10 protein-coding genes and 1 pseudogene are annotated in these 14,771 nt (G+C 61.3%); all 11 read left to right on the forward strand.

Translation table 11 applies throughout. The annotated features are described in order from the left end of the window. Positions 1-38 precede the first annotated feature (38 nt). Positions 39-527: pseudogene (locus tag ACZ41G_RS02280) on the forward strand (signal peptidase II); the annotation flags it as partial. A gap of 233 nt (positions 528-760) precedes the next feature. After that, the gene (locus ACZ41G_RS02285; RefSeq protein ID WP_015450111.1) at positions 761-1,702 is read left to right on the forward strand and encodes an RluA family pseudouridine synthase; all 942 of its coding nucleotides are present in this window, start codon (positions 761-763) and stop codon (positions 1,700-1,702) included. Between the two features lie 10 nt (positions 1,703-1,712). Next, the gene (gene dnaE, locus ACZ41G_RS02290) at positions 1,713-5,285 is read left to right on the forward strand and encodes a DNA polymerase III subunit alpha (protein WP_033505074.1); all 3,573 of its coding nucleotides are present in this window, start codon (positions 1,713-1,715) and stop codon (positions 5,283-5,285) included. Between the two features lie 287 nt (positions 5,286-5,572). Then, entirely contained in the window at positions 5,573-6,970 is a 1,398-nt protein-coding gene (gene hisD, locus ACZ41G_RS02295; protein ID WP_464145713.1) for a histidinol dehydrogenase, read from the forward strand. Beyond that, positions 6,967-8,133 carry a histidinol-phosphate transaminase gene (locus ACZ41G_RS02300; RefSeq protein WP_412171236.1) on the forward strand — a complete coding sequence of 389 codons (1,167 nt, stop codon included), beginning with the start codon at positions 6,967-6,969 and terminating at the stop codon, positions 8,131-8,133. The genes hisD and ACZ41G_RS02300 overlap by 4 nt, the downstream gene beginning before the upstream one ends. A gap of 148 nt (positions 8,134-8,281) precedes the next feature. Then, the gene (hisB, locus tag ACZ41G_RS02305; protein WP_015450115.1) at positions 8,282-8,881 is read left to right on the forward strand and encodes an imidazoleglycerol-phosphate dehydratase HisB; all 600 of its coding nucleotides are present in this window, start codon (positions 8,282-8,284) and stop codon (positions 8,879-8,881) included. Further along, on the forward strand, positions 8,881-9,681 hold the full coding sequence (locus ACZ41G_RS02310; protein WP_321046935.1) for a hypothetical protein: 801 nt from the start codon (positions 8,881-8,883) through the stop codon (positions 9,679-9,681). The genes hisB and ACZ41G_RS02310 overlap by 1 nt, the downstream gene beginning before the upstream one ends. A 124-nt stretch (positions 9,682-9,805) precedes the next feature. Continuing rightward, on the forward strand, positions 9,806-10,453 hold the full coding sequence (gene hisH / locus ACZ41G_RS02315; protein ID WP_464145716.1) for an imidazole glycerol phosphate synthase subunit HisH: 648 nt from the start codon (positions 9,806-9,808) through the stop codon (positions 10,451-10,453). A gap of 226 nt (positions 10,454-10,679) precedes the next feature. Further along, a complete protein-coding gene (priA, locus tag ACZ41G_RS02320) occupies positions 10,680-11,405 on the forward strand; it encodes a bifunctional 1-(5-phosphoribosyl)-5-((5-phosphoribosylamino)methylideneamino)imidazole-4-carboxamide isomerase/phosphoribosylanthranilate isomerase PriA (protein ID WP_015450118.1) in 726 nt (241 codons plus the stop codon). Between the two features lie 210 nt (positions 11,406-11,615). Next, complete coding sequence (gene glnA / locus ACZ41G_RS02325; protein WP_015450119.1) at positions 11,616-12,953, forward strand: type I glutamate--ammonia ligase; 1,338 nt, start codon at positions 11,616-11,618, stop codon at positions 12,951-12,953. A 539-nt stretch (positions 12,954-13,492) separates the two neighbouring features. After that, positions 13,493-14,626, forward strand: a complete 1,134-nt coding sequence (locus tag ACZ41G_RS02330) for an MFS transporter (RefSeq protein WP_464146186.1) — start codon at positions 13,493-13,495, stop codon at positions 14,624-14,626. Positions 14,627-14,771 lie beyond the last annotated feature (145 nt).

A 14,771-nucleotide genomic window follows, 5' to 3' on the forward strand; every position in this document is an offset into this window, starting at 1 on the left:
GCGTTCCGGTCAGGTAACGGTTTCCGGGGTTGGAATCAATGCATCCACCGAAAGTGACAAGACGGTCGCGTAGCAAGTACGTGGCCGTCTTTGCTGTTGTGGCAGTGATGGTGCTCGTCCTCGATCAAGGGACAAAAGCGTGGGCGAAGCAGACGCTGTCGGACGGCAATATCATCGAGGTTATCCCGCATGCCTTGAGGTTTGTGCTTGTGCATAATCCGGGCGCATCGCTCGGTTTTGGCTCGGGACATACATGGATCATCTCCGTGCTGGCCATCGTGGCGTGCGTGTTGCTGGCGTTCGCATCCGCTCAGACCGATTCGCACGAGTGGGCGGTCATGCTGGGAGCGGCGTTCGGCGGAGCCGCCGGCAATTTGATTGACCGTGTCGCGTACGCGCAGCATGGGCTTGACGGTCGCGTCGTCGATTTCATCGACTATGGTTGGTCGGTCGGCAATGTCGCGGATATCTTCCTTACCCTTGCCGGCATTGGCGTCGTCGCGCTTGTGCTTCGCGGAGTCGCCTTCCGCAGCGGTCGTGATGGTCGCAAGGCCATCATGGGTGATGAGCCTGACAGCGAAGACACTGATGGTGACGTGCCCGGCCATGACGAGCCGGTCGTCATGCCGCGACAAACATCGCAGCAGGGTGAATACGCAGACGGCACCCAAAAGGACGTTGAACTGCGCGTCGAACATGCCGACAACGCCGGAACCGCCGACAAGGATAGCGAGGTGAACGGCCAGGGGAGTGAGGCCCGATGAGTCGTCTTGCACCTGCTCCTGACGCCCTGATCGGCAAGCGCTTTGATGTCGCCGTCTCCAAGATGCTCGGCATATCGCGCGCCAAATCTGCTGAACTCATCGAAACCAACCAGGTGCGCGGTTTGAACCGTGAGATGGCCAAATCAAGCACCCTCATGGAAGGCGATATCGTCGAATTCGATATAGTCGAGGAGCGTAAAGAGCCTGAACCTCTCGCCGAGGACATGGCGGTCGTCTACGAAGACGACGACGTGATCGTGGTGGACAAGCCGGTCGGTGTCGCCGCCCATGCCTCCGTCGGCTGGACCGGCCCCACCGTCCTCGGCAGTCTGTTGCAGCGTGGCGTGCACATCACCTCGCTCGGGGCTGCCGGTAGGCAGGGCATCGTCAGCAGGTTGGATGTGGGCACCAGCGGGCTCATGCTCGTATGCAAGTCGGATCTCGCCTACAAAGAGATGCGCCGGCAATTCGCCGAACATGAAGTCGTGAAAACCTATCATGCGCTCGTCCAAGGCAATCTCAAGGAAGACAAGGCGACCATCGAAGCGCCAATCGGGCGGGCGAAAGTCTCCGATTTCCGCTTTACGGTGACCCCCACCGGCAAGGAGGCGATCACCCATTGGGATGTGCTCGAACGCTTCGGCGAAGCCACACTGGTGAAGGTCAATCTTGAAACCGGGCGAACCCACCAGATCCGCGTCCACTTCTCGTCCATCGGACATCCGCTGGTAGGAGACCCGATGTACGGGGCGAACCCGGTGATGGCGAAGGAACTGGGGCTCGAACGCCAGTGGCTGCATGCGATGCAACTGGAATTCCGTCATCCGCGCACCCATGTGTGGACGACCGTCAAGTCGCGCTACCCTGCGGATTTGCAACACGCGCTGGATTCGCTGGAAGCCAAGCACGCCACGCCGCCGGTCAACTCGCTTGGTTAGAGTGGACGGCATGACAGATTCCGGAAACTTCGTCCAGCTGCACAACCATACGCATTACTCGCTGCTTGATGGTGCCTCGAAAATCCCGGATCTGGTCAAGCGCGTCAAGGAACTCGGCATGCCGGCCGTCGGCATCACCGACCACGGCAATATGCACGGTGCCTACGAGCTCTGGCGCAACGCCGTAGACCAAGGCATCAAGCCGATCATCGGCATCGAAGCGTATGTGACACCGGAAACCGCGCGTCAAGACAAAACCCGCGTCTCTTGGGACACCAACTGGGTGCCGCAGCCGCATCACGAACGCAATCCTGACGACGTCTCCGGCGGCGGTCTGATCACCCACCTCACCCTGTGGGCGGAAAACGACGAAGGCCTCGTGAACCTCATCAAAGCCTCGTCCGTCGCCAATCTCGAGGGTCGCGTCATGCGCTACCCGCGTATGGACAAGGAAGTGCTCCAGCGCTACCACAAGGGCGTCATCTGCTCGTCCGGATGCCCGTCAGGCATCATCCAGACGCGCCTGCGACTCGGCCAATTCGACGAGGCCCTGCGCGCCGCCGGCGAAATGCAGGACATCTTCGGCAAAGACAACTTCTACATCGAACTCATGGACCACGGGCTGGAAATCGAACAGCGCGTCACCAAAGACCTGCTGACCATCGCCAAGAAGCTGAACGCCCCGCTGCTCGCCACCAACGACTCCCACTACGTGCATGAGGAGGACCGCGATGCGCAGGACGCGATGCTGTGCATTAACTCCGGTTCGCGGCTCGACGACCCCGACCGGTTCAAATTTGACGGTTCCGGCTACTACATCAAATCCGCGCAGGAGATGCGCGACCTGTTCAAAGAACTGCCTGAAGCTTGCGACAACACGCTCGCCATCGCCGACCGGTGCAACGTGATCTTCGACGATCACGAGGACGGCGCGTTCATGCCTCGCTTTGACTGCCCTGAAGGCTGGGACGAGACCTCACTGTTCCTCAAGCATGTCGATGAGGGCCTCAAACGCCGGTACAACGGCAATCCGCCAATCGAAGTGCTCAAACAGGCCGACTACGAATGCGGCGTCATCTGCCAGATGCAGTTCTGCGGCTACTTCCTCGTCGTCGCCGATTACATCAACTGGGCGAAATCGCACGGCGTGATGGTCGGTCCCGGCCGCGGCTCGGCAGCAGGCTCCATGGTCGCCTACGCGATGGGCATCACCGAACTCGACCCGCTCAAGCACGGCTTGATTTTCGAACGCTTCCTTAACCCCGAACGCGTCTCCCTGCCGGATATCGATGTGGATTTCGACCCGGACGGGCGTATGAAAGTCCTCGACTACGTGGCCAACAAGTACGGGCACGACAAAGTCGCCCAATGCGTGATCTACGGCACCATCAAAACCAAGCAGGCGCTCAAGGATTCCGCACGCATCATGGGCTACGAGTTCTCCGTGGGCGAGCGCATCACCAAAGCCCTGCCGCCGAGCAAGAACGGCAAGGACGCGAGTCTGCACGACATCTTCGACCCAACGTCGAAGCGATATGCCGAGGCTCGTGAATTCCGCGAACTGTATGACGCCGACCCGGACGCCAAGCGCATCACCGAGGAAGCCAAGGGCATTGAAGGGTTGATCCGCCAGACCGGTGTGCACGCGTGTGCGACAATCATGGGTTCCGAGGCAATCACCAACACGTCTCCGCTGCTGGAACGCACCGACGGCACCATCACCACGACCTTCGAATACCATACGTGCGAAACGCTCGGCCTGGTGAAGATGGATTTCCTCGGGCTGTCCAACTTGACGGTTATTCGCGATACGCTGACGAACATCCGCAACAACGGCAAAGAGCCGATTGACTACACGAAGATTCCGCTTGACGACAAGCCAACCTACGAGCTGCTCGCCCGGGGCGACACCTTGGGCGTGTTCCAGCTTGATTCCGACGGCATGCGATCGCTGCTGAAAACTCTAAAGCCCGATAACTTCAACGATATTTCCGCATTGATTGCGCTGTACCGGCCGGGCCCGATGGATATGGATTCGCATAACAACTATGCGAAACGTAAGAACGGCTTGCAGAAGATTACTCCGATCCATCCGGAGGTGGCCGAGCCGCTCAAAGAAGTGCTCGGCGAGACCTACGGCCTGATCGTGTATCAGGAGCAGGTGCAGTCGGCTGCACGAATCCTCGCAGGCTATTCGCTGGGCAAGGCAGACGTGCTGCGTCGAGCGATGGGCAAGAAGAAGCCCGAAGTGTTGGCCAAAGAGAAAGTCCCGTTCTTCCAGGGCATGAAGGAGCACGGGTATTCGATGGAAGCCGCGCAGGCGGTGTGGGATATCCTGGTTCCGTTCTCCGGGTACGCGTTCAACAAGGCGCATTCCGCGGCATACGGTTTGATTTCGTACTGGACGGCGTATCTGAAGACGCATTATCCGGTCGAATTCATGGCGGCGCTGCTGCAGAACGAACGCACGAATAAGGACAAGACCGCGCTGTACCTCGGCGAGGCCCGACGCATGGGCATCAAGGTGTTGCCGCCGGATGTCAACGAGTCGCGGCTCGAATATTCGGCAGTCGGCGATGTCGTGCGTTTCGGCCTGGGCGCCATCCGCAACGTGGGCGACAAGGCAGTTGAGGATATCATCGCCGAACGTGAAACCGCGCGCGGCAAGTACGTGAATTTCATGGACTTCATCCGCCGCGTGCCGGTCACCGCCTTGAACCGCCGTCTGGTGGAATCGCTGATCAAGGCGGGCGCGTTCGATTCGATTGACCCGAATCGCCGGGCGTTGTATGAGATTCATGAAACGGCCATCGACTCGGTGATCGGGCTCAAACGCAAGCAGGCGGAAGGGCAATTCGACCTGTTCGCCGATGACGATGACGGCGGCGCGGACATGATGGGCGACGCTTCGGTCGTGGTGCCGGACATCGAGGAGTGGGACAAGAAGACCAAACTCAATTTTGAACGCGAGATGCTCGGCCTGTACGTGTCCGACCATCCGTTGAGCGGCATGACCGCAATCTTGGCGAACCTTAGGGAAATGTCGATTGCGCATCTGATTGACCGGGCGAAGACCATGGGCGACAGCCAGCAGGTCACCATTGCCGGGCTCGTCACGAATGTGGACCGGCGTGTGTCCAAGAAGGGCAATCCGTGGGCCATCGTGACGGTGGAGGATATGGAAAGCTCCATCCAGTGCATGTTCTTCGGCAAGGTGTATGAAGCCGCCGCCGCGCAATTGACGATCGACGAGGTCGTGCAGGTACGCGGACAGGTAGAGGTGCGCGACGAGACAGTGAGCCTGCGCGCCACTGAAATGCAGGTGCCGTCGCTGGAAGCTGACGATTCGCGGCCTGTGGTGATTACTCTGCCGCCGGTCGCGCTTGATCGGGACCATGTGATGCAGCTGGGACATGTGCTCATGAACCACCCGGGGTATTGCCCGGTGAAGCTGGCGATTATGGGGGAGAAGGGCGATGCGCAAGTGCTGACCTTTGGCGACCGGTTCCGGGTCAAGCGTGACACCTCGCTGTTCGCGGAGATCAAGATTCTCTTCGGACCGAGCTGTCTGCCAGCCGCCTGAGGGGCGGCGGCCGGTTGATGGCCGGGTGGTTGCTGGCGTATCGGCGCGCGGTGCGACTTTGTGTCGCACGGTGACGGGATAGTCCGGGGTTTGGCTGGCTGTCGGTAGGTATCTGTCTGCCGTGTGATTTGGGAGCCGCATGGAGACGTGATGGGGTTGGCGGCGGGGAAGGGCTGGCCGTAGACGCGTCCCGTCACGCCCTGTCGCGCCGGCCGTCATCTCAGCATGTGACAGCACCCCGGGATTTTTCCGTGCAAGGTTTTCGCCCGTTGCTACCATGTGAGGGTATGAGCGACAATACCATGCGAATCATTGACCTGCGCGGAAAGCGCCTCACCCGTGCCGAGATGCTGGCGGCGATGCCACGTGCCGAGATGGGCACGAAGGAAGCCACCGATCTGGTGCGCCCGATCCTCGATGATGTCCGTGACCGCGGTGCTGCGGCCCTTCGTGATTTCGAGGAGAAGTTCGACCATGTGCGTCCCGAGCATCTGCGTGTGCCGGCCGAGGCTATGAAGCAGGCGCTTGACGAGCTTGATCCCGAAGTGCGTGCCGCCATCGAAGAATCCGTTCGCCGCAGCCGTGCGGTGTCCGCATCCCAAGTGCCGCAAGATTTCCACACTGATTTGGCACCCGGCGCCCGTGTTGCGGAGCGTTGGATCCCCATCCAGCGTGTCGGCTTGTACGTGCCCGGCGGCAAGGCCGTGTACCCGAGCTCGGTCATCATGAACGTGGTGCCCGCCCAGACGGCCGGCGTCGAATCGCTTGCCATCGCCACCCCGCCGAGCAAGGCGACCGCCGACGGTCTGCCTGACAAGACGATTCTCGCCACCTGCGCCATTCTCGGTGTCGACGAGGTCTACGCGGTCGGCGGCGCTCAGGCAATCGCCATGTTCGCCTACGGGGCTAAGGGCTCCGAGCCGCAGGACGGCGAGATTCTGTGCGAACCGGTCGACAAGATCACCGGTCCGGGCAACATCTTCGTCGCCACCGCCAAGAGCATGGTCTCCGGCATCGTCGGTATCGACGCAGTCGCCGGACCTACGGAAATCGCCATCATCGCAGACAAAGACGCGAACCCCAGCTGGGTCGCCGCCGATTTGATTGGTCAGGCCGAGCATGACGAGCTCGCCGGTTCCGTCCTGATCACCGATTCCGAGGACTTCGCCAAGCAGGTGCAGGCCAGCCTGGACCAGCGCGTCCCGCGTACCGAGCACGCCGAGCGAGTCGCCACCTCCCTGACCGGCCGCCAGTCCGGCATCATCCTGACCGACAATCTCGACCAGTCCATCGACGCCGCTAATGCGTATGCCGCGGAACACCTGGAAATCCAGACTGCCGACCCGAATGCCGTCGTACCGCGCATCAAGAATGCGGGCGCGATTTTCCGCGGCCCGTATTCTCCGGTCCCGCTGGGCGACTACATGTCCGGCTCGAACCACGTGCTGCCGACTTCCGGCACCGCGCGCTTCGCCTCCGGCCTAGGCGTGCACACCTTCATGAAGCCGGTCGAAGTCATCGAATACGACGAGGAAGGCCTGAAGGCACTCGCCGCCCGCATCAACACCTTCGCCGTTTCTGAGGACCTGCCCGCACATGGTGAGAGCGTGCTGAGCCGCTTCATCGCCGACCCGTACGACAAGACGACCATCAAGCAGCAGGAAGAGCAGGCAGGACTACGATGAGCGAGAACACCATCCCCTCCAGCCTCCCGCTGCGCAACGACCTGATCGGCGAGGAGCCGTACGGCGCCCCGCAACTCGACGTGCCGGTGTGCCTCAACGTCAATGAGAATCCGTACCCGCCGAATCCGGACGTCATCGACACCATCGTCGAACGTGTCCGCGATATCGCCCCCACGCTCAACCGCTACCCGGATCGCGAGCATATCAAGCTGCGTCAGGCCTTCAGTGACTACCTCGCCAAGGAATCCGGTGCGCGTCTTGATATCAGCCAGCTGTGGGGCGCGAACGGCTCGAACGAAATCATGCTCCAGCTGTTCCAGGCCTTCGGTGGCCCCGGCCGCACCGCGCTGAGCTGCGACCCCACGTATTCGATGTACCCCGAGTACGCGCGCGACACGTTCACCGGGTGGAAGGTCGTCCACCGCAACGCCGATTTCACGCTGGACGTGGACCGCACCATCGAGGCGATTAACGACATCAAGCCGTCCATGGTGCTGCTCACCAGCCCGAACAACCCGACCGGCACGCCGCTGCCGCTCGAAGACACCGAGCGCCTGCTTGCGGCCTGCGAACAGGCGGATGTCGCCGGCGCGGCGCCCGGAGTCCACCCGATCCTCGTGATTGACGAGGCTTACGTGGAGTTCCGCAACCCGGGCACGCCGAGCGCGGTCACACTCATCAACAAGCATGAGAACCTCGCGGTCAGCCGCACCATGAGCAAGGCCTTCGCCTATGCGGGCGCACGCGTCGGCTACCTCGCCGCTTCGAAGGGCATTATCGACAGCGTGCGCATCGTGCGCATGCCCTACCATCTGTCCGCCGTGACTCAGGCCGTGGCCCTCGCCGCATTCGAACACACCGACGAGCAGCTCAGCCGTGTAGCCCACTTGCGTGAAGTACGAGACCAGACCGCGGCATGGCTCAAACGCCAGACCTATAAGGGTGTCCCGCTTCAAGTCGCAGATTCCGAATCGAACTTCCTGCTGTTCGGCGGGCATTTCGACAACCGTGAGCGGATTTTCCAGGAGCTGCTTGACCGCGGTATCCTCATCCGCGTGGTCGGCCCGGACGGCTGGCTGCGTGTGTGCATGGGCACCGACGACGAGATGGCCCGCTTCCGTGAAGCGCTCGCCGAAGTGCTGCGCATCGTGGAAGCCCAATAGCGCGAACATCGCGAAGACAACAAGCCTATCGGTACGGTTTTCGTAATCAAGCCCGCGAGCCAGCGAGCCAGCGAGTCAACAAGCCAACGAGCATGACGGAAAGCCGTACATCCGGTCTGTTTCCGCAGGCCGGAACTGAGGAGGAAACATGGCACGTACAGCCCACATCGTGCGTAAGACCAGCGAGTCGACCATCGACCTGTCGCTGAACCTTGATGGCACGGGCAAAACCCAGATCGACACGTCGGTGCCCTTCTACAACCATATGATGACCGCGCTCGGCAAGCATTCGCTTATCGACCTGAACATCAAGGCGAGCGGCGACACCGACATCGACGTGCATCACACGGTCGAAGACACCGCAATCGTCTTCGGAGAGGCCCTGCGTCAGGCGCTCGGCGACAAGCGTGGCATCCGCAGGTTCGCCGATGCCACTGTTCCGCTGGACGAGGCGCTCGCCAAGGCCGTTATCGACATCTCCGGCCGTCCGTACGTGGTGTGCTCCGGAGAGCCGGAAGGCTTCGAATACTGCATGATCGGCGGACATTTCACCGGCTCGCTCGTTCGCCACGTCATGGAATCCATCGCGTTGCACGCCGGCATCTGCTTGCACCTGCAACTGCTCGCCGGCCGTGACCCGCATCATATCGCGGAAGCCGAATTCAAGGCGGTTGCCCGCGCGCTGCGGTTCGCCATCGAGCCCGATCCGCGCGTCGACGGCATCCCCAGCACCAAGGGAGCCCTGTGATGGCCGACGATATGACGACCCCCGGCGATCGCGACGATTCCGGTCTGTCCGGCGGTGCCGACGAATCCGGGAATTTCGGTGATTCCGGGAACTCTGGCAACTCTGGCAACGATGACGGTCTGCATTTCAACGACGCTGACCTTGATGCCGCGATGGCTGATTTCGAGCGAGAATTTGACCAGTCGCAGGCATCCCAGAACCAGGATTCCCAAGGTCCGGATTCAGGCCTCGGCCAGGACGACACGCTGTTTGCCGGCGACGGTACCGGAGAGTCCTCGGATCAGCCGGAAACCCAGCAATCCATCGAAGCAAGCTTCGACGACGAGTTGCAGGGGTTGCTCGGCAACAAGGCCAAGGCGGCGGCTATCATCACCCGTCTGACCTCGGCTGAGCTGCTTGCCGCATTCTGCCAGCTCAGCGATATCAGCGCCGTCTGCATCGACGACCCGCAAGGCGCCGTCGCCGTCCTGCACAACCTTGACGGTGACAGTCCGGAAGCAGCAGCCAAGGATTTGACAACCGTGGTGTCCGGCATGCCGGCGATTCTCACGGTCAACCGCGCGGACAAGCTCGAAGCCACGCTGTTCCTGCAAGGTCAGGCGGGGGAGCAGTTCGCGCCGCCGATTCTATTCGCCTCCGCGGCTCCGTTCGTTGAGGATCTGATGCTCGGCATTACCCCGCTTGAGGATATCCTCTCCGACCGCAAAAGCTTCGATTCCGCCGATCTCGATCATGATGGGGCTTTGGCGGTGCTCGCGAAGCATACCAGATTCGGGCGCGGCAATTCATCCATCTCGTAACGCCGCATCCAAGGCGTACGCGAGACGGGAACACGGTAACAATCCCGCAGTACCGTGGAAACGTCCACGAACACCGGACGGCGGGCCGCACACATGCAGGCCCCCGACGAAAGGAAGGACAACGATGACATCGGTAGTGGTCTTTGACTACGGTTTCGGCAATGTGCGCTCCATGGTGCGCGCACTCGCCAATCTCGGTCTTGATGTGACCCTCACGTCGGACCATCGTCAGGCTATTGAGGCCGACGGTCTTGTCGTCCCCGGCGTCGGGGCGTTCGGTGCTTGCGTGGATAGTCTGCGCAAGGTCGGCGGTGACCGCGTCGTCTACGATCGTTTGCGCGCCGGGCGTCCGGTGCTCGGCGTGTGCGTCGGCGAACAGATCATGTTCGACCATGGCAATGAGCTCGGCAAGCCGGCGGACGGCTTGGGCTTGATTCACGGGGATGTGAACCTGCTGGACGCCGATGTGGTCCCCCATATGGGATGGGACACCATCGAGGCGCCGCAAGGCTCCGTGCTGTTGCGCGGACTGACTGGGGAGCGGTTCTACTTCGTGCATTCCTACGCGGCGATGGACGCTCAGCCTGTGGAAAACGGCACCGAGGACATTGATTTCGGTGGGGAAGAGCAGAAGGTGACGTGGTGCACGTATGGGCGCAGCAGGTTTGTGGCGGCCTATGAGCGCGGACCGCTGTTCGCCACCCAGTTCCACCCGGAGAAATCCGCCGAAGCGGGCGCACAGCTGTTGCGCAACTGGGTTTCGACCTTCTAAGCGATTCGGGCAGTGGCAGTCTAAGCAGTGGCGGTTCACACTGTGACAGACCATCGCAAGATATCGCAGGCCAGCGCTGGCCATTGCCGCGACACAGGCCGCCGCATTTTGCGACTGTCAGAGGAACACACCCGGACACAGCATCCGCGCAATGCATACGAAACATCATCCGAAACAGCCGGTATTCCGGCACTGACAGCGGGACACCCGCAGAATCGAGGGCAATATGGCACTCACCCTTCTCCCGGCAGTAGACGTGCGCGATGGCAAGGCGGTCCGTCTGCGCCAAGGCGAATCCGGCTCGGAAACCGATTACGGCAGTCCGCTCGAAGCCGCCCGTACCTGGGTGGAATCCGGTGCGCAGTGGATTCACCTCGTTGACCTTGATGCCGCATTCGGCACCGGGAACAACCGTGACCAGCTCAGCGCGATCGTCAAGGAGCTGGGCGAGAAAGTCAATATCGAGATGAGCGGCGGTGTACGTGACGACGACAGCTTGAAAGCAGCGCTTGACGCCGGTGCCGCGCGCGTGAACATCGGCACCGCAGCGCTCGAGAACCCCGATTGGACCGCTTCGGTCATCAAGAAGTACGGCGATCGGGTTGCCGTCGGCCTCGACGTGCGAGGGCATACGCTCGCCGCGCGCGGCTGGGTCAAAGAGGGCGGTGACCTGTTCGAAACCATGAAGTTCCTCGACTCCGTCGGATGCTCGCGTTACGTCGTCACCGATGTGGCACGCGACGGCATGATGAGCGGGCCGAACCTGACCCTGCTTCGTGAGGTCGCCGAGCGCACCGACGCGCATGTCACTGCATCCGGCGGCATCAGCAGCCTCGACGACCTGCGCGCCATCAAGGAGCTCGCGCCGCTCGGCGTGGATGCGGCGATTCTCGGCAAATCGCTATACGCGCGTGCGTTCACCCTCGAAGAAGCGCTCGAAGTGGCGCGTTGACGGTAGTCGGCGGTCGGGGCAGCCGAATCAATCAGCCTCGACCGCCGGCCGACACGGTCGTGCGCTTCGCAACAGGAATCCGCCAAGGTCAACGAAGACCTGCGAAATCAGCGGGTCAACACACGAAACACAACGCAAAACGCGGCATGCTCACGGGAATATCGCAACCGTGTAGCATGTCCGTAATATTTCGATGGGACGATGAGGACTATGGATAAACAGCAAGAGTTCGCCCTGCGCACGGTTGAAGAACGAGACGTGCGCTTCATCCGACTTTGGTTTACGGATGTATTGGGAACACTGAAATCAGTGGCCATCGCTCCCGCCGAACTCGAAGCGGCGTTCGAGGAAGGGCTTGGCTTCGACGGTTCGTCGATTGAAGGCATGACGCGTGTTTCCGAGGACGACATGATCGTCAAACCTGATCCGTCCACCTTCCAGATTCTGCCGTGGCGTGGCGGCCCGCAAGGCACCGCACGCATGTTCTGCGACATCCTCACCCCGGACGGCGAACCGTCGCTCGGCGATCCGCGGCACGTGCTCAAGCAGGCGCTCGCCAAAGCCAAAGAGAAGGGCTTCACCTTCTACGTGCACCCGGAAATTGAGTTCTACCTGTTCGAAAACCAGGAGGATTGGTCCAAGGCCCCTACACCCATCGACGAAGGCGGGTACTTCGACCACGTGCCGCGCAGCCCAGGGATGGATTTCCGCCGCGCGACCGTCAACATGCTCGAGCAGATGGGCATTTCCGTTGAATACTCGCATCATGAGGCCGGTCCAGGCCAGAACGAGATCGACCTGCGGTATGCCGACGCGTTGACCACCGCGGACAACATCATGACTTTCCGCACCGTGGTCAAAGAGATTTCCCTCGAGCGTGGCATTCACGCGAGCTTTATGCCCAAGCCGCTCGCCGACCAGCCGGGTTCCGGTATGCACACGCATCTGAGCCTGTTCGAGGGCGATTCCAACGCCTTCTACGAGGCAGGCCAGGAGTTCAACATGTCGCTTATCGCGCGCCAGTTCGCCGCTGGCATCCTGTACCATGCGGCGGAGATTTGCGCGGTCACCGACCAGTACGTCAACTCGTACAAGCGTCTGTGGGGTGGGGCGGAAGCGCCGAGCTACATCTGCTGGGGACACAACAACCGGTCCGCGCTGCTGCGCATCCCACAGTACAAGCCAGGCAAGGGCAATTCCGCGCGTATGGAATTCCGCGCGCTCGACCCGGCGGTCAACCCGTATCTCGCGTTCTCCGTGCTGCTTGCGGCCGGTCTTGACGGCATCGAACAGCAGATGACCTTGGGTGAGCCGACCAGCGACGACGTGTGGGAGCTCACCGATGCTGAGCGCAAGGCGATGGGCATCCAGCCGTTGCCGGAATCGCTCGACGAGGCGCTGAAGATTATGGAGAAGTCCGATTTTGTGGCCGGTGTCTTGGGCGAGCACGCCTTCGAATACTTCCTGCGCAACAAGCATCAGGAATGGGAGGAGTACCGCCGTCAGGTGACGCCGTACGAGCTCGGCAAGTACTTGCAGCGCCTGTAACCCCGGCTGTCCGCGCTGCCTAATCGGCGTTTCGGGCAGCGCATGCAGTACCGTCAGCCCCGCTTGCGTCAATCGCAGCGGGGCTTTGGCGTATCTATGTGGTGTTTGTAGTGTGTTCTGTAGTGTGCCGTGCCTCCTGCACAATTTCCCGTACAAACTGGTTATGCTGGTGGGCGGTTTTGCGTAGACGGTTTGTGGGTTTGGCGTTAGAGAGCGGTGGACGGGTGTCGTCGGCTGGCTGACGCGCCAGAGGGTCGGTGCTCGGGCATACCCGGTGGTTCACTGGGATGGGCGGCCGGACGGGTCGTACAGGAGGAACGCGACGCATGGCCGAAACACACAGGCAAAGCACGACGACAGGCATTCCACAAGACACGCAGACACCGCAGGGCGCGCTGACGCCACAAGACACGCAGAACGCGACGAGCGATCAAAGGCATCAGATCGGTCAGCCTCACAGTCATGGCAGTGGAGATACCGTCGTCCGACGCCAGCGGTTCTTTACGCCCGCGGTCGTCACCCTGGTCGCCCTGAGTTTCATGCTGGGGCTCAGCGAATTCATCATGGTTGGTATCTTGCCGCAAATCGCACGCGGATTGAACATCAGTGAAGTCACCGTAGGCAACCTCGTCTCCTTGTTCGCGGTCGCCTACGCCCCGGCCACGCCGATCGGCTCGGCGCTTTCGGCGCGCTTCCCGCGTTTCGCCACGCATATGATGTTGGTCGCGGTCTTCCTCGTCGGCAACATCCTGTGCATGGTCGCGCCGAACTATCCGATTCTGCTCATCGCACGCATCATGATTGCCCTCGTGGCAGGTACCACAGTCGCCGTATCCATGACGTACGCGCCGGATGTATCCAGCGCCGCGAATCGCACCCGGTTCATCGCATGGGTGTTCTCCGGTTTCTCGATTGCCTCGGTCGCCGGCGTACCTGTGGGCACGTGGGTCGCGGGAACATTCGGATGGCGAGCCGCATTCGCGCTGATTGTCGTGCTGACCGTTGCGCTCATGTTCGCCATGGTCCTCGTGTTGCCGCGCAACAGCCATCCGATGACCATCGGTTTTCTGCCGCAATTCCGTTTGTTTGTCGATCGTCGTATCCGGCTGGGCGTGTTTGCGGTGCTGTTCGGGGCGGCGGCAAGCTATGTGTTCTATACGTATCTGACCCCGATTCTGCGCGACGAAATCGGGATTCCCCAGCGCTTTGTCAGCATCGGCCTGATGGTATTCGGTGCGGCGTGTCTGTGCAGTAATCTGTACAGTGGCAGGCTCGCCAATCGTGGGACCGGTGTGGCGCCTCTCGCTCGCATCCGGCCCATCTACCTGATGCAGGCGGTTCTGCTGTGTTTGCTCGCGTTCGCAAAGCTTCTGCCGGTCACAGGGGCGTTGCTGCTCATCGTGCTGGGCCTGTTTATGTATCTGCAAAATTCCGCATCCCAGGTGCTGTACATGGACGTCGCAGCCCGAGCCCATCCGGGATCGATGAATCTCGCGGCATCATTGAATTCCATGTCGTTCAACATCGGTATCGCGCTCGGGTCAGCAGTTGGCGGTGTCGTCAACGATGAGTTTGGATTGACTTGGCTTGGACCCTTCGGTGCGGTGTTCGCGCTGCTCGCCGCCTTGACGGTTAGCGGGCTACACCCGACGCGCGCGGAGCTCGGAGCGTAGCAGTTCGGCGATAGTTGAGCCTGTCAGGCCGGTCACGCCTTACAATGACAGTGATGACAGCGATGACCTTGAACGCCCGGCATGATGAGGGCGCAACGACCCTGGTACCGGGGATGGCGACGTTCGCTATCGTGCGGAAGAGCCG

This window comes from Bifidobacterium porcinum (genome assembly GCF_055378475.1).

What these genes read in the sequence shown, in the direction of transcription:
- ACZ41G_RS02285 (WP_015450111.1), top strand. Translation starts at nt 761, where the DNA reads ATGAGTCGTCTTGCACCTGCTCCTGACGCCCTGATCGGCAAGCGCTTT.
- ACZ41G_RS02300 (WP_412171236.1), top strand. Translation starts at nt 6,967, where the DNA reads ATGAGCGAGAACACCATCCCCTCCAGCCTCCCGCTGCGCAACGACCTG.
- ACZ41G_RS02330 (WP_464146186.1), top strand. Translation starts at nt 13,493, where the DNA reads ATGCTGGGGCTCAGCGAATTCATCATGGTTGGTATCTTGCCGCAAATC.
- hisB (WP_015450115.1), top strand. Translation starts at nt 8,282, where the DNA reads ATGGCACGTACAGCCCACATCGTGCGTAAGACCAGCGAGTCGACCATC.
- hisH (WP_464145716.1), top strand. Translation starts at nt 9,806, where the DNA reads ATGACATCGGTAGTGGTCTTTGACTACGGTTTCGGCAATGTGCGCTCC.
- hisD (WP_464145713.1), top strand. Translation starts at nt 5,573, where the DNA reads ATGAGCGACAATACCATGCGAATCATTGACCTGCGCGGAAAGCGCCTC.
- priA (WP_015450118.1), top strand. Translation starts at nt 10,680, where the DNA reads ATGGCACTCACCCTTCTCCCGGCAGTAGACGTGCGCGATGGCAAGGCG.
- dnaE (WP_033505074.1), top strand. Translation starts at nt 1,713, where the DNA reads ATGACAGATTCCGGAAACTTCGTCCAGCTGCACAACCATACGCATTAC.
- glnA (WP_015450119.1), top strand. Translation starts at nt 11,616, where the DNA reads ATGGATAAACAGCAAGAGTTCGCCCTGCGCACGGTTGAAGAACGAGAC.
- ACZ41G_RS02310 (WP_321046935.1), top strand. Translation starts at nt 8,881, where the DNA reads ATGGCCGACGATATGACGACCCCCGGCGATCGCGACGATTCCGGTCTG.